Genomic DNA, 20,922 nt, shown 5'->3' on the forward strand with positions numbered 1-20,922 from the left:
GCCATGTTGTGGCTCACAAAAAGCACCGTGCGGCCGGAGCGGGAGACCTCGTTCATCTTGCCCAGACAGCGCTTCTGAAACTCGGCGTCGCCGACGGCCAGGACCTCGTCGATGATGAGGATTTCGGGTTCCAGGTGGGCCGCCACAGCAAAGGCTAGGCGAACCTGCATCCCACTGGAGTAGCGTTTGACCGGGGTGTCGATGAACTTTTCTACCCCCGCAAAGCTCACAATGTCGTCGAATTTGCGGCGGATCTCGGCCTTCGACATTCCCAGGATCGCCCCGTTGAGATAGACATTCTCGCGGCCGGTCAACTCCGGATGGAACCCCGTGCCGACTTCCAGAAGGCTCCCCACCCGGCCGCGGATTTCCGCGTATCCGCCGGTGGGCTCGGTGATCCGGCTAAGGATCTTAAGGAGCGTGCTCTTGCCCGCCCCGTTTGGGCCGATGATGCCGAGGACCTCCCCGTGCTTGACCTCGAAGGAGACCCCCTTGAGGGCCCAGATTTCACGTTCGGTGTCGATCTTTTCCTGGCCATTCGCGTCGCCGTTTTTCTTCCAAATGCGGAAGGGGGCCGTCACGAGGTCCTGGAGAGTCTCGCGGAATGTTTTGATTCCAACCCGCTCGCCGAGGTAGAACTTTTTGGTCAGGTTTTCAACGCGAATGGCAACGTCCGACATGGAAGGCGGCGATCACAACCCGAAAATTTCTGATTCAGTCATCCCTCTCGAAATATTGAACCTGGAGCATCGATGAGAAGCAAGCGCTCAACGCGTTTTGCCTGCTCTGCTGAGGTCTGCGCAGCCTTCGGGCCCGTGGGTTGCGCGGAACCCTTTTTCCGTCTCGGTTTACTTTCATGCTGTAATCTAGCTTATCGCCCCGGACGACGCAAAAAGCAGCCCGCAATCGAGTCGCCGTGCGTTAAATGACGTCTGCAAAAAGTCGTTCCATTCGGCGGAAATAGAACATTCCGCCGATGAGGATCAGCGTAGTGGCGAGCGCCGAGAGGCCTAAAAGGGGGCCCGGCCCGTGGGATGTCCCCAACAGGGCCCAGCGGAAACCTTCGATGACGCCCGCCATGGGATTGAGGGAATAGAGCGTCCATGCCCAGGGAGAAAGTCGCTCCTGGATCGATTCCATGCTATAGACCACGGGGCTGACAAACATGCCGATCTGGATGATGAACGGAATCACGTAGCGAAAATCGCGATAGATGGCGTTCAGTGCGGCCAGCCACAATCCCACGGACAGAGAGGCCACGATGGCCAGCACCACGAAAAACGGCAGCGTGAGGATGGCCCAGCCGGGAAAGATCCCGTAAAAGGCCATCATCGCCAAAAGCGCTACAAATGCGATACCGAAATCGACCAGAGAGGAGAGTACCGCGGCCATCGGCAAAATAAGCCGGGGAAAGTAGATCTTGGTGATCATGCTGCGGTACTGAATGAGAATATTGCCCGACTGGTTGAGTGACGTGGCGAAGAGTTGCCAGGGCAGCATGGCACAAAAAGTGGAGACCGCGTAGGGAACAGAGCCAGCACTGGGCTCGTTCCCTTTTCCCAAAAGTAGTCCAAACAACACACTGAAGATGCCTGTGGTCATAAGCGGCTGGATGATCGCCCAGGCAGCACCCAGAAACGTCTGTTTGTATCTGATTGTAATTTCCCGCCAGGCGAGTGTGAGCATGAGCTCACGATAGCGCCACACTTCGCGCAGGTCGAGGGTCCGCCAGCCGTTGGTGGGGCGGATGATCGTGACGGGGACGTTGGGCGGCAGCGAGACCGTCCCCCGGCAGCCGCTCGCTTCTGACGGTCCCTCTTCCAAGTCGAGTCCAACCCCAGCGCGGTCTTCCAGAGCGAGATCATCGGCTTCAGGGTCGCTTTCCAGTGCGACATCCTGGAGTCGGGCCGCGGTTCGTTCCCCTTCACATTCACTCTGCGATTCCGGTAACTCAGTATCTTCTCGCATCAGTGCTCCATCGGATGGTGGCACGTCTCGAACACACTCCTGCACGAGATATGTGTTTAAGGGTATTTACCAATTCTTCTCCATTTCGGCCAATTTCTCGAGGGCCCGCCGGGCAAAGTCGAGGGCCTCCTCTTCCACGTCGGGGCCAGCCCCCGGAAGGTGAAACATGACCTTCACAAGGGGCGGCCGGGATTTTTGACCGCGGTAACGCCAGAACAACCGCCGGACGGCGTCTCGCTCGGCGGCGAATGGTCCTGCCAGTTGATAACAATATAGCACGGTGGCAGCCTGGCCTCCGGACTCTTTTTCCAGACTCAAAATGCGAACAGTGCCGGATGTGCCATGGGAGAGGACGAGTCGGGCATCCTTTGTGCTTCGGACCCGCCAGCCCGTTCCTCCGTAACATAGCTCCGGCGGGTGGGGAAGTGAGAAGTCGGTGTGGGTGAAGACGGCCGCATGGAAGCCAATAAAACGCTCGGCCGACTGGCGATAGGTGCGATTGAGCGTGAGTTCGGCTCCCACGACCTGGAGAACTTTCTCGTCGACCCGCTCATCCTCGCCCTGCCACGGTCCGAGTTGGTAGGGAAAGCTGAGTAGTTGCTCGCGTTTGGGCAAACGGACCTCGCTGGGGACGGCCTGAGACGCCGCCCAGCGGGCGCCCAGACCCACGAGCACAAGACTGACCACCACAACTGCAGCCCGCACCTGGAGAGGGATCGCGATGACGGGCCGCGGCTTTTCAGCCCCGGCTCCAACATCGGAGTCCATTGGTTTAGGACGGGGGGCGATGAGGGCCAGTTGGCGCCTCTTGCGTCGTGACATAGTTCCTCCCTGCTCTTGGCTGAGGAATACTCGGGACTAAAACATGGTACTGTGTTTCTTTTTTACCGTTGTTGCTACCGTTTCCACTAGTGGCCACGGCCGTGTCCAATAATGGTCTTGCGGGCAAAACCGGATGGGTCGGGTGTTCCACCGGTCCCGTCGTGGCGTTGCCGGAAGTTGCCAATTGCTGCAGTCGGGCCTCAAATGGATCGCCGAGCGAAAGGACGAATTCTACGTCTCGCTGAAAGGTCTCCTCGTGCCGGACGAGGACGGCCTCGATTTTGCCCACTTCACGCCCCTGGACCCACAAGGGGATGCTGTGGTAGCTGAGCGGCCGTTGATGAAGGTCCACGGGAAGACTATTTCTCTGCCACTCTCCGACATAATTTTCTCGTAGGTGGGAGTCGTTCAGATCGATTCGGGCATAAACGAGATTGTACTGGGAAGCGGGCCGAATAAGCTGTTCCCACAAATGCTGCCACGTACCTCGGCCGCTGAGTTGCAGCCCTTCGCAGATGCAGCCGTCTGCTCGGGAAAACACGGTTTTCACACGGCGTCCCCCCTTCCGTAGAGCCGCCCATAGGAGGCGGCATTCTGCACGACCAAAGAGGCCGGTGGCTACCAGCCCGACAACCATCGTCAAGCCGCATCCCACGGCAAGCAAATCATTGCCGACAACGAGGGTGGCAACGGCTGCACAGGCCATGGCGAACGCGAGCACGGTGACCACAAAAAGGGCGCGAACGTTGTTCCCCAACTTTTCCATGAATTGGTGATGAAGGTGGAATCTATCCGTGGTATAAAGGCTCCTCCGTGAAAGTTTCCGCCGGATAATCGCCGCTACGGTGTCCAACATGGGGAGGGACCAGAGGAGGAGCACGGCTGCCACCATCAAGGTGCTGGGTCCCTTGATAGAAGCCCGGACTGCGAGGACACCGAGAACGAGGCCGATGAACATACTTCCGGCATCGCCCAGGAAAATCTTTGCGGGCGGCAAATTGAAAATGAGGAAGCCCAAAATGGCTGCAGCCAGTACGATGGCAATGAACGCCACAGCAAAGTGTCCGGTCAGGCACGCCATCGAGGCTATGGACACGCTGAAGATCACGCCCAGCGTCCCAGCCTGCCCGTCCATGCCATCCAGCAAATTGATGGAGTTGATCGTACCCAGAAACCAGATCACCGCGATTAATGGCCCGAAATCTCCGAGGTGGATGGAGAACCCCAGAAAATCTATGCGATCAAAACTGTAACCGCCGCCCACGACGAGGACTGCCGCAAGAAGTTGGGCCAGGAGTTTGTAACGGCCGCGGAGATTGAAGCGGTCATCATAGAGGCCGACCCCCACGAGCCAGCCGGAGGCGAGCAGAAGAACGAGCAAGTCATTCCAGTCTCGTTGGATGTGAAACCCCCAGGGATTTGGCAAGAGAAAATTACCCGCCAGAACAAAGCACAGCGCCAGGAAGATCGCCAACCCACCCCCAAGAGGAATGGGCCGGCTGTGAAGTTTTCGCCGGGCATCAGGGTAGTCGAGCAGGTTGATTCTAGGTGCCAACCAGCAGAGCACACCAGTCAGAACAGCGCTCATCGCTAACGCCGCTGCGGCGCTGGCCCCAGCGTAGATCACCATAGGTTGCGTCACCATAGCTGCCAATCCTGGAGGTTATCGGGCAAGTCAGCCCACCACGCCGCTGAGTCCCCCCATCTTGCATTGAAAGTCTTGAATGGACCCTTCGATAACTCGAACGAACTGCCAAAGCTTTGCCGCGCGATTCTCCCCCTCAGTCGCCGGCTAATAACTTTGTCATGCTCTATATCAGCCAGGAATAGAAGATTACCGTCCATCCTGCATGCCCCATTTCGAAATGAGCCACCCTCAGCCCCGTGGACACGATGGCACGATGAGCGATTCATTCACTTCGATCCGTTGCGTGCAGGTCTGAGGCGCCATCGATGATCGGCGAATGGTAGGGATACGCATAGTACACGTCCTCCGCTGAACCGGTCATCACTGCACCAAGCACCCGGACGTGGAAGCTTTCCAGAACCTGGCGAGCCGCCCGCAATTGCGGAGCCCGGCTGATGTCCCGCACGACCGACAGGACCACTCCATCGGCGTGGGTACTAATGAACCGTGTGTCGGCAACCGGAAGCACGGGTGATCCGTCCACGATGACAAAATCGAAATCTTCTCGAAGTTGTCGGAAGAGCTGGCCAATCACGCCATTGGCGAGCACCGCCATCCGGTGTGGCGACCAGTAGCCTGCTGTGACCACGAACAGATTCTCCAGCTCGGTGGGCCGTACCACATCGTTGAGCGAAACTTCCGCCCGCAGGACCTCGCTCACACCGGGACTAATGGGTACGTTGAAGACCTCGTGGAGCGACGGCCGCCGCAAGTCAAAGTCTACGATCACCGTCTTTTGCCCCATTTGCGCCAGGCTGGCCGCCAACTGCGAGGCCAGCGTTGTCTTGCCTTCTCCGGACACGGCACTGGTCACCATGATCACACGCAACCGCTCATGCTCAGACTCCCGAATGATTCGAGCGGCCACTTTGCGAACCGACTCGCTGAACAGGGTCCGCCAGCGCAGGTATCGGCGGGAACGGCGGTTTTGCTCGGGAAGCATTTGCAGCGCGCGCGGGGGAACCAGTGGAATTGTTCCCCACACGTCGACTCCTACGGCATGAGGAAGTTCGTGGGCGGTGTTAACGGGCTTACGTCGCACGTCCCACCAAAGAATGATCGCCCCAGGCAGGATAAAACCTGCCAATCCACCCATCATCGCAAGCTGAATACGACGATCGGTATCCGCTACCCGGGGAGCTTCCGCCCGCTGGACCACGGTGATTCTGGGCTTAGCCCGCAGCTCGATAGCCAGCCGATTGCGTTCTTCAGCAATCGTTTGCAGGGTCTTTCTGGCCAATTCAACCTCGGCACGGAGGAACTCCACCTCAATCGAGCCTTTCCCGAATGTCTCGGCCGAACGGCGAACGTTCTCGACTTCCTTCTGAAGCTGATCCTGCTGCTGCGCGAGGATGGAAAGCTCGAAGTTGATATTTTCAATCTCCTCATCGAGATCCCGCACGCGCCGCTGCTCCAACTCCTGGCGAATTTCTTCGCGTCGGGCTTTGATGCGGTTTTGTATATCGGCCAGCTCCTGGACGTAACGATTTCCATACCGACCCGCCATTTCCGGTCGGACAACATCCCGGGTCTGAGCAACCAGATTTTTCAGCTCGCTTTCCCGAAGCTGGAGCTGGAGAATCACCGGATCCGTGCGGGCCGCGGCGTCGATTTCGCGATCGGTCACAGGGATTTGAGCGGCCTTATCGCGAATGGCCTTCTTGATAGAAAGTTCACCCTGAAGCCGCAGGGTACGGAGTTGCACATTGATAAGCTCGTTCCGATAGGTTGAAAACTGTTGGAGGGTAATTTGCTGCTTGAGGCTTAAAGCTTGGCTATCACCGGTCTCCAGTTGCTGGCTGAGCGATTTGAGGTCATTTTCCAATTTCCGAACGTCCGCCTCTTTCTCCGCATAAAGCTGGTCGAGTTCGCTCAAACGTTGGCGTCTTTCGCGTTGCTCGGTATCGACCACCTCCCGCATGTAGGCATCCACGATCGCATTGACGAGGACCGCCGTTTCTTCCGGATGTGGGCTTGTGAAGCTGACGTTCATGAATTCCGAATTCCCCGGAAACCGCACACTCAGGTGCTCGCTTACCCACTGCACCGGGTCGATTTGTTCGCGAATTGACGGAAGCCTCGCCACCTCCGGTTGACGCAATGCGGCCACTAGCACGAACCGGCTGCGGAGATATTCTAGCTGCGTGGCCTTATAGATATCGAAGCTCGGTCCTGCACCCTGTTGCGTGGGAAAGAGCACGGTTTGCTGGGACGAGGATACGCGGATGAGGGCCGTCGCCGTGTACTGCGGTATGAACAGAAACCACGCCGCCACTGCTGCCCCCGCTCCACAGAGAATCCCCAGGAACGCGACGGCCAGCCAGCGCCGACGCAACGCGTGGAGATACACCCCAAACCCCTGCCCCGATTCTGCCACGGGGATCGGCTGCCATTCCGCGTCCAGATAGAGGGGCGCCGCTCCAGACGGCCGCACCGCCCCGATGCGCTCCTGGCCGGGCTCCTGGCCGGCTGGTGCCGGTAGATGTTGATTTTCACTCATGCCTGCTTCTCGTTCCGGTCTCACGTCAGAAACCTCACAGGTGCCGTACCACTCTCAGAATATCATTATGTCCAGCAGAAAACTTGCACGCAACCTTTCCCTTGAAGGAAACACTCCAGCTGACAGGAGGAACCGGTTGTTGCAAGATTCGCGCCAAACGCATTCAGCGTGACCCACTCGGTCGCGGTCCAAGGGTCTTGGAGGGCAAGTCTCGTGTGATCACAGGAGGTGGTCCTTGCTCCACTGGCATGAAGATTCTGTCCCAGAGGGCCATTTCACCATACAGGAGTAAAACCGCCATGGGCATCATCAGCCACCCGGCCAGCTCGTGATCCAGATTCGCACGGGTGAGCCCCCACTCCACGAGGACGGCCGTCAACGTGATCCGTAGGATATTGGCAACAAGCGCCACAGGTGGCGCGCTGACAATCATCAACAGACGATCCGTCCAGGGACGATCACTGAGGAACGCTGCTCCCCAGCACACCGCGAAAAAGAGACTCATCATCTTCAGTCCGCTACATGCCCGCACAACTTCTAGCTGGCCTTCTCGCAACGTAATGATATTGCCCTCTGCGATTGCAGGGATCCCTAAGGTTTGGATGATGAAGGTGGAGGCGAGAGTTCCGACCCGCTGCAGGGGATGACTGAGGAGAGTCGCCACTGCACCCGGCATTGGGAGCATGAACACGAGGAAGACCACGGCGGGCCAGGCCCAGCGAAGACCCCGCCAACCCACCACGCAAAGAACGATTCCCGCAACGGCAGGAAGCATCGCCGCAGGGTCCAGAATGCGGATATAGTAGAGGATCGACGCAGCCCGCAGGAGCCCGGCAATTCCCAGTAACAAGGTCCCCGCAAGCAGCGCGGAAGTCGTCACGACGATCGCCGCCGGGTCGCCAAGTTTGTGCCGCCTTTTCCAGAGAATATAAATCGCGAATAGCGGAACCAAAAATCCATGATGGTAGTCGGCATCACTTGACCATCGCTGGACCAGCACGAGCACAGCATCCCAAAACACGACGAGGAGAACGGCGACCGGTGCAACGAGGATAATCCCCAACTTCCAGCGGGCTGCGGCGTTTAAACTTGGACCGCTCTGCGCGTCCGGAGGGTTGTCTCTCTGTGGCGTTTTCACCACGTTTTCACTGATTGCTGTCGCATTTTGCAACACTGTCGCCTCCAACATGTTAAGTTCTATTCACCGGCGCGTACTCCGTCCCGGTGGGTTGCGCCCAACGATTTTCCTGAAATCCTGGTCCACGTCGGCTGGCCTCAAGTTTCCCGCGAAACAACGACCCAGCCCGTCCGTTTTCCGTTTAAGCGGCTTCCGTCCAAAAGCGGATTGTATGCAGCGACGAAATGAAGGCCGTCCCCTAACCGGTGGTCCGCGCTTTAAAAAGGGCTTTAAGTGCAACATCCGTGCTCCATTCACTCCCATATTCCGCAGAAAGTCCCGACCACTCTACGGTAGGCCGGGGTGCTCATGAATCGCCTCCGCATGCGAGTAAGGCCTGAAGCGCGTCCACTCTTTCGAAGGGCACCGAGTGAGTCGGTCGCCGCGTGTGATACAAACGCGGGCGGGCAATCCGCCACTTCCGAAGACTTCCCCTGTCCAGTGTTCCCTTAACTGAACCGGAGCTGCCTTCGGCCGCCATGCCGAGCCAGGCGGCAGACCTCCGGATGTAAACGGATTTCGACGCGCGGGAGAGGAGATTCTGCCCTTCCACCTGCCCAATTGCCTGCCTCGCCCCGTTTTCCACCTTCGCCACCTCCTCGATTTTGCTATATCCTATTGGCCGAAAAACCACCAAGTCCCCCCAAGGCGTAGGGAACGCCTCGGCCGATCATAAGCCGGAAACTCGGCCTGGACATCCGGTGGTCGTCCAGGCCGAGTAGCCCATACATCTATCAGTTAGCCACCGCGGAGCCGCACACCCTTGAGCGGCACCGTGGTTGATTCTTTTTTCGACAAACCTGGCGTAACGCCACGAACCTTAAATCCGAAAACATCGCTGACGTTCTGCCACGTTGCGGTGTTCGGATTGGCCTTGTTCACGCTCTCTTCCGCCCTCGGATAGCACCCAGCGCTCCAGCGCCGAGCCCAAGGCCCAGCAATCCGATCACACTCGTTGGTTCAGGAGTCGGCCGAATTCGGAACGGGTCCTCACTTTTTAGCGGCCAATTAGCATTAGGCGGATCGGCCACTACAATATTGCTGTTGAGCGTCGAGCTGTAATTCAGTAGTGGCAGACCAATGGGCCGGAAGACGATAGTGCTGTACGCCGATCCCACCGCCTTAACATTCAGGCCTCCCGAGGTAATCACAAGCAACGGCGAATCGGGCATAACCGTCGATTTAAGAAAAGGCGTCCCGGTAGCGCCCCCTCGGTCCTTATCAACCGCATCACCGAAGCCGAATGTTGCGAACCAAGTTCCGTCGGTGGCGCTCTGCCGGTCCGTCGTTCGACTTCCGCTGTTAGCGGTGTAATTCTTGTTCGTGTCAAAGTACAGGGCAACAACTTCATCTGCCGACCAAGTATACCCGAGCTGGTCCGTGCCAGCCCCAAAAGGCCCAAAAGTGTACGTGTTGCCACTAAATCCTGTGATCTTGGCGACGGCGTATGCTGTAAGCTCTCCGGGATCAGAACTCGTCCATTTAACGCTGTCCCCACTCCCGGTTTGCCACGCAATCGTGGTAGCGGTAAGAATCTGATAAACAACGTCGCCCACCTGAGGCGTGTAACTCGCATCCTTAAAAGAGTTGTCGGCGGCGCTCCACACCACCTCGTTGTTGGTAAACTTAATCTTCGTGACATACTGTCCTGTCCAGTCAATGGCATCCCAAGGATAAATCGCTGCCAAACCCTGAACAGCGGAGCTGCCACTAATCGCCGCCGCAATCAAAAAAGCTAAAAAACGTTTCATTTTCGAATCCTCCGCCTTTCAACGTACAAAACCTCGAACCTAAACACCAAACGAGCACTGGGCAACTCCAGCCAGCGCTACGCCGGGCGGAGGAGCTCAAAGACGGGTCCGGTAGGGAGGATGAATTTGGGTTCGTCGAGAACGCGGGCCCGCAAGGGCGGGTCACTCAATTCGAGAGGGGGCCCGATAACGGCCGCTTGAGAGCTGCTGGAACTGCTCCCGGTGACGGATAACGACGTGCCGCTCATTCCGGCCGTTTGACCGGCCTGCATGGCAGCCACGTCAATCGGCACCCATAACAGGTGCCACCGCGAGGGAAGGTTTTGATTCGATTCATCCTGCGGCCCATGCGAAGAGCCAGCCATCGAGCCGGCAGTATCTTGGTTCACGAGTTGAGCCAGATCGTCTCCGAAGAGATTTTGCGAGAGAGGAGCGGAGTCGAGAGTGGAGATCCACCCGGCGCGACAGGTAGACGCGGACCACACTACCATAAGGCAGGCGATCGCAATCGTCGCAATTCTTTGCCGGGGTAATCTCACCATTGTTGCACGACCCTCTGATGTGTTCGCCCCATTCCGTCAGCTTCTTTTTGCCATGCCCCTACCGCCGCTTCGATGTTGAGTCCCGGATCCTTCCAATCCTGGCGTTATTGTAATTCGGCACGTTTGGCCGTCAATAGCCCGCCACCAAAATTTTCCAGCTTTCCAAACAGGTTCTGGAGGTTGACGTCACCCGGGTAACCCGAGTAACACGCTTAATGCTACCTAAGCCACAAAATGTGTCAATAACCCGCCTGAGGGGGTTGGAAAATTTTTCGGATTCGCGCTCGGAGGGGCTCGCTTGTCGCGCCCGCCGTGAAGGGAACCGATCATTCATCATAGAACAGCGGATCCGACAAGCGGGTCCCTCCGGGAAGCGGGCCTGAGAAGCAATTTCCTCGTCCAGATCAAACTTTCCCTCGGAGGTTCAATCCCATGGCTGATCCGGTGGCCAACGAAGGGCGCGAAGCGGACGGCCGTCCAAGCATCCCGCGGATGGGCATCCTCGGCGCATCAGCTTGGATCCTCGTGGTGCAGACCTGGGTGGCGCGGCCTGCTTCCGGCGCAGTCGCGGAAAAACCCAATATCATCCTGTGCATGGCGGATGATCAGCGATGGGGAATGTGGGCTATCACGGGCATCCGGTTCTCAACACCCCCGATCTCGACCAGATGGCCGCAACCTTGGAAGAATGGCAGCGATCCGTTCTCGGGAGCCTCAATGGAAAAGATTACCGGTGATCCTCCGAGCGGCCGGGCGAGCTAGGCCGTGTTTTCTCCTACCGGGAAATAAGTTAAGCCAGGGGATTGGGCCTGAGGACACCGGACCTGATTCTCAAGTGGCACTTGCCCGGGCCAGACCGTTACGCTGCCCGCGAACGTCGGGACATCCATCGGCTGGAACGTCGAGCCCCATGCTCCCGTAACGTGTTCCCCGGCTGTGGTCAGTACTCATTGTCAGTGCTCCCTGATTTGTGCTGGCTGAGGATCACGGTTTGCGGGCCCCGCAAAGGTGGGCACCTCGGGGCGTGAGAAGGCGTCTTCAAACGCAGGTGGGATTCCATTCCGCTCTGCTCGAGCTGTGGCAAACCCCAACTTGAGGGACGCGCGGAAATTCCTGGCCTTGTTGCGCAAACTTCGGCACCGTGCAAGGAGCTCAAGGCACGCGTCCCGAGCTGCAACCAAGGGCTGGAGAACGGGAAAGTTGCCCATTTGATGGATGATGTGGTCTTCGTTCCGGGCGTCTCCAAAATGTTTGACACGCCGTGCCAGGAGCACGCTCCCGGGAAGGAGGGTGATGGCCAACATGACGCCCGTGAGAAGGTAAAAATGGCCGGAAGGGAAAACCGGCTCAGGACTCAGGTAGGGAGCGGATTGCCACCAGAAATACGCCATCCGGCCCACAAAGTCTATGGACACGGCCAGCGGCAAAAGATTGACCATGACCTGGACCCAGGCCGGACCTGCCGCATTCCGGGCTGCTTTCATAGCCACCCGTTCCAGTTCTCCCCGTAGGGCCGCGATCGCCCCGAACGGATCCTCCACTCCTCCCAATCCGTTCAGGAAACCCAGCCAATGCGGGAGGGGTGCGCTGTCACGAGGAAGCTCGTCCCTTTGTTGCAGGACGTCCTGCGATGTCCTGTCGCCCCACTCCTCCAGCCCCAGTTCTTCCAACAGCTCATGAACGTGCGTGCGGATGAGGTCCAGTTCCCTTCTGCAGTGGCTGGCCAGGTGCTGACTGATCTGCCAAAGCGGAAGAAGATTAGTGAAGATGACAGTAGATGCGGTGACAAGCGTGCGGAGCCATTGAAAGAGAGAAAATGCACTCGTACCCAGCCGCAGCAAGGTATAGGCTAACCGAAGGCGACTCCACCGCCACCGGACCCAGCCCACTAACGCCGCAAATCCCCAGGAATTGTCCACCACATACTGCCAGATGGACTCCCTCATCACCCGTTGAATCGCCGTCTTCACGACAGGATCCTGCAGGCCTTTGCGGTAGATTTGCTGGATGTCGGGGACGAGATTTTCTCGAAAGCTCTCAAGTCGCTCCACGGCCGCTTGCAAGGGACGCAACCGCTCTTCCCCGAGGGCCTCCTGCAACCTTGCGAGGAGGGAATCCAACGGAGCAAGGCGGGCCACCTCCAGAGGGTCGTGCCCCTGGAGGAAGTAACGCAGCCGGACAACCTCGCTGTGGCCTGGATCCTGAGCAATCGTTGCAAACACGACCTCATCATCCGGTACAAAGCCAAGCTGCTTCAGTCGCTGGCAGAAATCTTCCCGCACCGCAGACAAGTTGGAAATTTGGTCCGCCCGGTTGAGAACGAACAGCCAGCGCTTGGCGATCGTATAGTTGCGAATCTCTCTGAGGATATCAAAGTCCGCGCGGCGCTCGGACATCGTCACGTAGATCAAATAGTGGGACTTTTCGATCAGTTGCCGGGCTAATTGCCGGTTGGTTTCAAACACGCCGTTGATGTCTGGCGCATCGCAAATCGCCCAACCCCTGACGGGAAGATCCACGTAAACCGGCCGCCATTCTTCCGGAAAATCCAGAAAGGCACGGTCTTCCGGGTGAACGGCCACATATGGCCTGGTGGTAAAGCAGCGTCTATGCTGAGAGACCGGACTGGCGTTAGGTTTCCCGATGAGGGAGTTAAAGAGTGTTGACTTACCTACGCCGGTGCCCCCTATCAAGGTGACGAGGGCCACCCCCCGAACACGCCCGTGGCGGTATTCGCGGATCGCCAGGTCCAGAGATTCGCACAGGTCACTGACGCCAGGAGCCCCCTGGATTTTTCCTGCAGCCCGCTGGATCGCCTCGGCCTCCGCGATAATTTGGTCGGCCCAAATGGGCTGATCCTTGTGTGATGAAGAGGATTGCTGGACCGTCATTCAAAACATACCTCCGGTTTGACTCGAGATTTGTGGCCACAGATCTTTTCTGCCAAGGACGCCTCGCGTGCCTGCGTTGTTGCTCACCTCAGTTTGCCGAATGGGCGCTCACCCACCACCGCGCATGGTGCAGACAAGCTGTTCCAGTACATCGCAGGCCTGAAGGCTTTCCTCGATTTCAGTAAGGCTGACGCTTCGCACATCTGCGAGCCGCGACTCGAACAGAACTTCAAAGAAGTGCTTCTCCAGGAAGCGTTGTAGTTCGCCAGATCGCTGGGCCACCCAGGCCTGGTGGACTTTCTCAGCGAGACTCCCCAAAAGCGTTCGACGAATTGTGTTCATGGCGACACTACCTCCCACCCCTGCCAAAGTAATTGGGCCGATCGTGGTGCTCAACCAGCCACCGGTCAACGACAGATCCAGAACAAACAGGCCGGCACCCACAGTCCAGACAGTATCGTCCAGGATGGCCATCCAGCGCCTGAAAGATGGATTTTCCTCGAGAAACTTCTGAACATCTTCTCGCACGGTATCCTGCCAACCACTCGATGGTTCTGGCCAGGGTTGGTCGAGGACTTGCTTGATCAGATCATAAGATTGCTCAGCGCTCAGAAAAGTTGCGGTTCGGAACGCGTCTTCGCGTGAGCCTTGGGGATATCTTTCCCGTATGCCCTCAAGATATTTTGTCAGTTCCAACTGGAACTTTTCCTTTTCCAGTTCTGCGAGAGGTTTTCCCCGCTCGTTGAGGAACGTCGCTGTGGCTTGTGTCCTATCTTTTACCGTTTGAGGAGTTACCAGTTTGCCGACAGCCCTGTTCATGCTGGAAAGTGTCCGGCGGAGAAGCCCTGAGGTTTTTTCTCGGGCAACCTGTGCAATGAACTTCATAAGGCCCGACAGAGGGTAGCTCTCGCTCACCACCTTCTTCACTAACTCCTGCAACTGTGTATTGGCGGTGCTGAGATCTTTGGTGATTTGGTCAATATACTCATACCCGCATTGCAAGAACTTTTTGCAGGCGGGTAGCGCCACAGAGACAGACTGGACCAGTCCAGCGAGGATAAGCTCTCTGGCGGGTTGGCCGCGGATCAGGTCCAAAAATGAGGGCTGCTGCGAATCCAGCGGCTCGACCGAGGGATCTTCTCCTTCGTTGACCCTGGGGCTGTAGTAGCAGAGGCTCTCCCGGAGAAACTCGTACAGCGTCCGGCCGTCCTGACGAAGCTTACGAAAGTCTTTCTGATTGGCCGTTTTTTCGAGGAGGTCCCGCCATATGACTGCAGCGGCTTGATGGGAAGTCTTGGTCAAAATGTACACCAGCCTGCTGCTCAGCCAGCAGCATCGGGCCAGCATCTCCACAGTGCGGTAGTCAGCGTAGCTTTCTGGGTAGGTAAGAAAAATGGTCAACTCTGCCCTAGATAACATTTGCTCGGCCTGTTTCCAATTAGCGCACTCGACGGTGTTGAAGTCTGGGACGTCGGCCACGATAAAAGGCAGCGAATTGGCCTGAGTCTTCAGAGGAGCGTAGAAGACGCGCGTTTCTCGTCGCGGCTTCTGGGCAACTTCTTGCGGGTTTTCAAGTGGCACCACCTTCTGCTCTGGAAATACAAGCGCCACCACGGCGGGATTGGCAAAACTCTCTGGTACGGCCACAACACTTTGATAGGTCGTGGGACGGAGGATCTCTCCTGCGGGGACATCGATTCCGGTTAGCCAGCGGAAGAGGGTGCTCTTTCCGGCCCCGCTGGGGCCGAACAGGGTCACGACGAGCGGCGGCTGCAGACCTCGCCCGCGAAGTTGCCGGAAGGACTCGAAGCGGTTTTTCATCGCATCGAAGCCAGTTCCATCCCAATGGTGCTGAAGTCGGCCGACAACCAGATCACGCACGCGGGGTACCGTCTTCACAAGCTGTTCCACCGCCTTCTCATAGATGAAAAGGTGGTGACCCAGGTCTTCAGACTGCATGGCTACCTCCAAAATGAGACCATCGCGATGGCGAGATTTCGTCCTGTATCGCGCAATTTTACAAGAAACGGTGTCGAGGGATAAAAAAGCAGTGCGTTAGGTGCCACAGGTTTGGGACGAAGTGAGCGCGCCACTCGATGAAAGTTTGCCTGTGCACGTTTTTGCCTTGTGTTGGCTCGGATCGTCCTGGGCCCAGTCCTTTAGGTGTCTATGCGACGTCGGCCAAACAAATAACTAGCCCACGAATAAACAGGAGGAGAAAGTCCGATCCGGGTGACCGCCGATCTGCTCAACTTGATAATAGAAAGCGCTGCTGGAGGTAGGGGCCCGTCCCGGTGAGAGGAGAAGACACCCCTGACGGACGACAGGCTCAGTTTTCCAAAGAGCAAATGAGTGCCATTGATCGTTGGGGACTCACTCTTCTGCTCCGCCGCCGTCAGTCGCGGTAGCCACGATTCGCTCCTGGCAGACCAGAATGCGAGTTTCACCCTTTTTCATCGCAAGAGAAAGCCTGGGGCCTTTGCCCAAGCTTTCCCCCGTTACGTAATCCCAAACGTTCGTGTCCGTCCCCACATCAATGGCCAGAACCCCATCATGGGCAGCATGAAGAGCAATGAAGGGTCCGTTGGCATAAATATTGGCATCTTCTTCAGTAAAAAGATGGACGCCTCCCTGCCTGGCAGCTAACCGCAATAATTCGCTTGTTAGATGAGGAACGCCGACAAACAGGGAAGGACCGTCGGGAAGTCGACGCAAGACAACCGCTGCTTTCCCGTTGGGATAAGTAGCGAGCACTTCGTCTGAGTTGGCATCAGTCACAGCAAATAATGGGCGAATCTCCTGTTTCACTCCAAACCCTTGACTGAGCCCCAGTTTTCGACCACGCTCGGTAGGTTCTGCCCACGCCTTCGTATCTTTGACTTCCTCTACCTCAAAGCCGGTCAATTCCTTCATGGCCGTTTTCGGATCCTCGCCCCCCGTTAGATATCCAGGTGCGTAGCACCAGACTTTCAGCCGCCCTTCGGTTGCCCGCCGCAATTGGGTCCGCTCCTCTTTGGACAGCCGCCAAGCTGCGAGAAACACCAGCATTTTTGCGGAGACGTTTCCCTTGAAGACGTCCGATAAGAGGTACTGGCCATACGGCGTCCCCATGCGTCCGAGCGGCCGCCGAACCTCGTAAATGAGAGGGCGCGTCACCGCGTCGCTTCCAAAGGCGGCGTGCATGATACTCTTCTCGTCCACGACTGCCGCCACGTCGGGCGTGAATGGCGGGCCTCGCGTTAGCATCGCCTGATCCAGAGGCTGCAGACTGCGCATCACCTTCCAAAGCTGGGGATCATCGAACCAGCCGGTGGCCCCGAGATCCATCCACCATGTTCCGAAATGCCGCAGGGCCACCTCGGCGGTGTTCCGCAAGAGGAGCGACTGGGAATCTGCGAGCGTGTCTGCACCATCAATCCACCCGGGAAACCGACTGTCTTTGGCCAGATAGGTTCGGGTATCGTCTTCGAACAACCACAGTTTCCCTGCCCGCATGACACTCTCCGCCGCTGACATGGCAGGGGCACTGCCCCCAAGCCCGCGGTCCCAGTAGGAAATCGGAGAACACAGGATGTCGATGTCCGGTGATTGAAGGACTTTTTCCAACCCATAGTGGCCCGACGTGGCCGGTCCGTTCCGGATGGCACCGAATTCAAACGTATAGCCGTAAAAGAACACCACCAATTTTCTACCGGCGGAGGCCTCGCGAACTGCTCTTGCAAAGTGGCAGACGCACTCGGCCATCACTTCCTGTTGAAATTCCGCAAAATCGATCAAGTCTTGTTCGCTCCTCGGCCGGTGGAGCAACCCCGACGGCTGGGAGCGTCTCCGTTGAGGTGTGGGGAGATCCACTGAGTTCAGTCGAACGGTGCGATTATCCCACGCCTGCTGCAACGCCTCGTCGGTAGCGTATTTTGATTTGAGCCACCGCTGCCACGCCTCCGCTGTGGCCGGTGAGTAATCGCTCAAGGCGGTTCCCCATGTGTCCTCGTAAAACCATTCGCCGGTGTTCTGTCCGCAAGGGTGGTATCCCGCTACGTGATCTCCCCAAACTTGCTCCAAATGCACTACAAGCTCACGGAGCCGAGCAGCCGCTTCCTCTCGATAAAGCGAGGAGGCCACCGAAGCAGGAACGCGGTCCTGGCCAGGTTGATCCCATTTCATCGCATGGTCCGGATGGGCTGCGATCCACCATGCCGGTGGATCCATGGGAATCCGCGGAATCAAAAGAGCATTTGGGTTGCTATCCAGAACTTCGCGGCACACGGTGTCCACGGCAGTCCACTCTGGTTTTTCGCCAGGTCTCGGCCAGGGCATTGGTATTGGAAAGCTCACAAGGTTGACCCCTGCCTGCGCAGCAAGCCGAACCTGTGAGGGGAACGGCCCTGGGGGGCCTCCCAGGAATACAAAAGGATTGCCCGGCCGATAGATTGCAATAATGACTTTCCGCTCCAGGTCTGCTTTGAGCCAGAGAGACACACGATAATGGCGGCCCTGCACAATCGGTAGAGTGGGACGCGAATAAATGTGAAAGTCAGGCCACCGGCCATTGCGTGGTTCCTGGAGACGGACAGCCAGGCATCCCGTTCCGTCTTTTCCCGCATCGCTCCGCCAACTGACTCGGCCAACCGTGTTCCGCTCGTCTGGAGGCCAGACCGACCAGTTTGCAGCGAAGTCGGCGTCGCTCTCAAAATCGCAGGAAAACAACTTTTCACCCGTTTCAGTATCCACAATTCGCACGCTGTCAAGAAAGATGAAGCCCGGCAGGGAGCCAAATCGCAGATGAAGGGTCGCTCGACCTTCGCCATCTTCCAAGGCCGTGAATTCGAACTTGATCTCCTGGCCGACTGGTCCCGCGGGCACGACACCGCGCCCAGGGGCACCCCAAAAAATACGCGCCGGAACCGGCTGGTCATTGATGACGAGGCGAGGGATGCCTTCTATAACCCGCACCCGCGCCGTGCGGACGGGAACGCGTGTTGAAGCGCCCTCATCCGCCAGGCCGCAGGAATGTAACATGACAATTGCAATCCAGACCACGGCAAATATTGTCCCGCTCGGCTTCTGACCTTGGAAAACGCAACATTTTGGAAAACGACCAGGCAGGAGTTTCTTGCGTGTCATTCTGGAGCTCGTCCTCTGTGCTAGTCCCGAAAGTTTGCATCGTGTAAAGCAGTCGCACAACGGTGAGTTTCTGACGGAGCAAGGGAACGCCCCGATTATCGAACCGCGCTTGCCAAATGTCTAGACCGAACAATTCTGAGCCTCCGCCCACAAGAGGAGGGCAAAGATTCGGCAAGTCGACTCACCACGCAGCCCTTCTGAAACCCCGGTTTTTTCAACTCAGGTCTTGACAAGTGCGCCTGGACCGTACACAGTAGGGGCACGTTTTACTGGCGGCATCCCGAAACAGAAGCTGGGACGCCGGGATCAGGCATCTGCACCTTTGGCTTTTGGGAGAATTTGCCAATGAGACAGCGTCGTGACTCTTCGAAACTGCACAGCGGCTCGTCATCTTTCGGGAGACGTCAGCATCAGGATCGAACGGTCAACCTGGGCAGCCTACGAAGGAGGCATCGAATGAATCTCCGCGTCGCGATCACGAGTGTCGTTCTCACCTTGGCCATACCTTTGCTGGGAAGCCGCTTGGTTATAGCAACCGAATCTGGGGCGTCTTCCCCCGCACCTGCTGCGGCGCAGGCACAAGGTAATCCACAAGCCGGGCCAGCGCCGGGCACGCAGTCCGCAGACGGGACGGGTCAGGCCAAGGAAAACGTTCCCGCTTTCCGACCCCGGTTGCCGGCCTATTACGGAAAAGTGGTCGACGAAAAGCAGCGGCAAAAAATTTATGACATCCAGAGAAAATATCATGCCCAGATCGCCGAGCTACAGAGGCAACTGGAAAAACTCATCGCTCAGAGGGATGCCGAAATCGAGGCCGTCCTCACCCCCCAGCAGAAAACGGAGATCGAAAAAATGCAGCAAGAGGCCGCCGCCCGCCGCAGCAAAAACGCCAAGTCTGAGGGCGAGAATTCGGCCTCCCAGACAGCGCAGCCGTGACCGGCCTCAACTGGCTTTCGGCAAAGCTGCGCCGGAACAGAAGCCCGTTGCCGCAAGTTCCGATTTTCCCTCTCGTGGGCGCAAATGGTTCTCGGCATGCGAGAAATGTGTAGCCAGACGGTAATCAATACCATAGACAGGCGAAGCCGTGTAGCTTGACTAGCATCGGCACCTGTGCTAAAGTGATGGCCTTTGGGCAAAGGGGCACAGACATTCGAGGGCTAGGTATTTGCGGCAGGACGTAGGGGAAGGAGGGCGAGTCGCGGTGTGGAGCAGCAGGAACCGGGCAGGTCTTATACTCTCTGCTTGTTTGATCGGTGGCCTTGTGGCGTTGCTGGCTTTTGGTTTCTACTGGCATCGGCAAGATTCGCGAAATCGTATCTTACAAAAGCCAGACCCATCCAAAGCCGCATCCAAATCGCGGCCCGCGGCCAGTGCCTCTTCTGATGATGGTCTCTCCGAATCGGTCTTTTCCGGCGGACGGTCCAGCTTGCGGGGAGATTTCTCGCGCCCGACGCTGCGACCCGACCCCGAGATGTTCGGAAAACCAGAGCTCATCCCGCTGACACCAGGAGCCGGTGTCGGCGGTCGACTGCAGCCCCTTCTGTCCGTTGATCAGGAAATGTCGGGCACGCAGCCGACATGGTCGTCTGGTCCAGTTACACGCCATGAGTCGCTGACGCTGCCGGATCCGGCTTGGGACTCGCCACTCACCCCTCCATCTGTTGCGCCCTTCCCGACCGACATTCAAGCAGAGCAGAAGGGTGAGAAACGTAGCCTTCCTTCTCCGGAGCCTTTTTCAGCGGGTTGATTGACAGACTACCCACAGTCTGACGGATAATCGTACCCGGCACGCGGGCGCAGCTTTGGCATAGCTGCCAGCATCTCAGGGGGCGATAGCAGCCTCGATGACCTTTGGCGGGCCACGCCGCTTGAGGCGAAAATCCCAAAATGGCGATTCCCTGTGTTCTTTTTCCAGGATGTTCTTTGCCCGTGTCACAAGTTCTGGATGTCGGCCCGCAAGGTCGACCTGTTCTCCAGGGTCGCTTTCCAGGTTAAAAAGCATGAGTGGTCCATCCGGGTCTTTGTAGCATTGTTGCCGGACCGCTTTCCATGGCCCGAAACGAACCGCCTGCTGCCCACCGTAACCATAAAATTCCCATACAAGGTAGTCGTGGTTCTGCTGTTTTTGCGGATGTCCAAGCAAAGTGGGCAGGAAGCTGATGCCATCAACTCCTGGAGGTACATCTACAGAGACCAGTTCCGCAAAAGTAGGGAGGATGTCATAAAACGCGGCCACGTGATCAGACACGCTTCCCGCCGGTATGTGTTCCGGCCACCACGCGATCATGGGCACCCGAAGGCCGCCTTCGAAAACACTGCCTTTCAGTCCTCGGAAAGGACCGGCACTCTCAAAAAATACCGAATCCGAGCCGCCCACTCCCTCCTGGGTACCGCCCCCGCGCCCGTGGGTGGGGCCGTTATCAGAGGTGAAAAGCACGAGCGTGTCACGAGCCAGGCCCA

The 20,922-nt window shown here is 57.6% G+C and carries 14 protein-coding genes; 2 read left to right on the forward strand and 12 right to left on the reverse strand.

The annotated features are described in order from the left end of the window. The 8 genes from ABJK56_RS16995 to ABJK56_RS17030 form a co-directional block, all read right to left on the reverse strand. A partial coding sequence (locus tag ABJK56_RS16995) for an ABC transporter ATP-binding protein (protein ID WP_347245873.1) occupies nt 1–680 on the reverse strand: 680 nt, incomplete at its 3' end. A gap of 241 nt (nt 681–921) precedes the next feature. Beyond that, complete coding sequence (locus ABJK56_RS17000; protein WP_347245874.1) at nt 922–1,968, reverse strand: ABC transporter permease; 1,047 nt, start codon at nt 1,966–1,968, stop codon at nt 922–924. A 66-nt stretch (nt 1,969–2,034) separates the two neighbouring features. Beyond that, a complete protein-coding gene (locus ABJK56_RS17005) occupies nt 2,035–2,790 on the reverse strand; it encodes an exosortase C-terminal domain/associated protein EpsI (protein WP_347245875.1) in 756 nt (251 codons plus the stop codon). After that, nucleotides 2,741–4,435: an MraY family glycosyltransferase gene (locus ABJK56_RS17010; protein ID WP_347245876.1), complete on the reverse strand. Its 1,695-nt coding sequence runs from the start codon at nt 4,433–4,435 to the stop codon at nt 2,741–2,743. The genes ABJK56_RS17005 and ABJK56_RS17010 overlap by 50 nt, the downstream gene beginning before the upstream one ends. 265 nt (nt 4,436–4,700) lie before the next feature. Beyond that, on the reverse strand, nt 4,701–6,977 hold the full coding sequence (locus tag ABJK56_RS17015) for a polysaccharide biosynthesis tyrosine autokinase (RefSeq protein ID WP_347245877.1): 2,277 nt from the start codon (nt 6,975–6,977) through the stop codon (nt 4,701–4,703). A gap of 163 nt (nt 6,978–7,140) precedes the next feature. Continuing rightward, nucleotides 7,141–8,151 (reverse strand): exosortase/archaeosortase family protein, encoded by a 1,011-nt coding sequence (locus tag ABJK56_RS17020; protein ID WP_347245878.1) that lies wholly within the window; start codon nt 8,149–8,151, stop codon nt 7,141–7,143. 881 nt (nt 8,152–9,032) lie between these two features. Beyond that, nucleotides 9,033–9,905 carry a hypothetical protein gene (locus ABJK56_RS17025; RefSeq protein ID WP_347245879.1) on the reverse strand — a complete coding sequence of 291 codons (873 nt, stop codon included), beginning with the start codon at nt 9,903–9,905 and terminating at the stop codon, nt 9,033–9,035. A gap of 77 nt (nt 9,906–9,982) precedes the next feature. Further along, nucleotides 9,983–10,447 carry a hypothetical protein gene (locus ABJK56_RS17030; RefSeq protein ID WP_347245880.1) on the reverse strand — a complete coding sequence of 155 codons (465 nt, stop codon included), beginning with the start codon at nt 10,445–10,447 and terminating at the stop codon, nt 9,983–9,985. Nucleotides 10,448–10,879: 432 nt separating this feature from the next. On the opposite strand from ABJK56_RS17030, the gene ABJK56_RS17035 reads away from it, so the two are divergent. Further along, nucleotides 10,880–11,209 carry a hypothetical protein gene (locus tag ABJK56_RS17035; RefSeq protein WP_347245881.1) on the forward strand — a complete coding sequence of 110 codons (330 nt, stop codon included), beginning with the start codon at nt 10,880–10,882 and terminating at the stop codon, nt 11,207–11,209. Between the two features lie 191 nt (nt 11,210–11,400). On the opposite strand, the gene ABJK56_RS17040 is transcribed toward ABJK56_RS17035, so the two are convergent. The 3 genes from ABJK56_RS17040 to ABJK56_RS17050 all read right to left on the reverse strand — a co-directional run bounded on the left by ABJK56_RS17040 (nt 11,401) and on the right by ABJK56_RS17050 (nt 18,357). Further along, nucleotides 11,401–13,338 (reverse strand): GTPase domain-containing protein, encoded by a 1,938-nt coding sequence (locus tag ABJK56_RS17040; RefSeq protein WP_347245882.1) that lies wholly within the window; start codon nt 13,336–13,338, stop codon nt 11,401–11,403. A 108-nt stretch (nt 13,339–13,446) separates the two neighbouring features. Beyond that, nucleotides 13,447–15,297, reverse strand: a complete 1,851-nt coding sequence (locus ABJK56_RS17045; RefSeq protein WP_347245883.1) for an ATP-binding cassette domain-containing protein — start codon at nt 15,295–15,297, stop codon at nt 13,447–13,449. 414 nt (nt 15,298–15,711) lie between these two features. Next, nucleotides 15,712–18,357: a beta-galactosidase gene (locus tag ABJK56_RS17050; protein WP_347245884.1), complete on the reverse strand. Its 2,646-nt coding sequence runs from the start codon at nt 18,355–18,357 to the stop codon at nt 15,712–15,714. A 561-nt stretch (nt 18,358–18,918) separates the two neighbouring features. Between ABJK56_RS17050 and ABJK56_RS17055 the strand changes: the two genes are divergently transcribed. Continuing rightward, nucleotides 18,919–19,398: a hypothetical protein gene (locus ABJK56_RS17055; protein ID WP_347245885.1), complete on the forward strand. Its 480-nt coding sequence runs from the start codon at nt 18,919–18,921 to the stop codon at nt 19,396–19,398. 886 nt (nt 19,399–20,284) lie between these two features. On the opposite strand, the gene ABJK56_RS17060 is transcribed toward ABJK56_RS17055, so the two are convergent. Then, nucleotides 20,285–20,922 (reverse strand): sulfatase/phosphatase domain-containing protein (locus ABJK56_RS17060; protein ID WP_347245886.1); only part of this gene is annotated, 638 nt, incomplete at its 5' end.

Origin of the sequence: Thermogutta sp. (genome assembly GCF_039793925.1) — a bacterium.
Lineage (GTDB): Bacteria > Planctomycetota > Planctomycetia > Pirellulales > Thermoguttaceae > Thermogutta.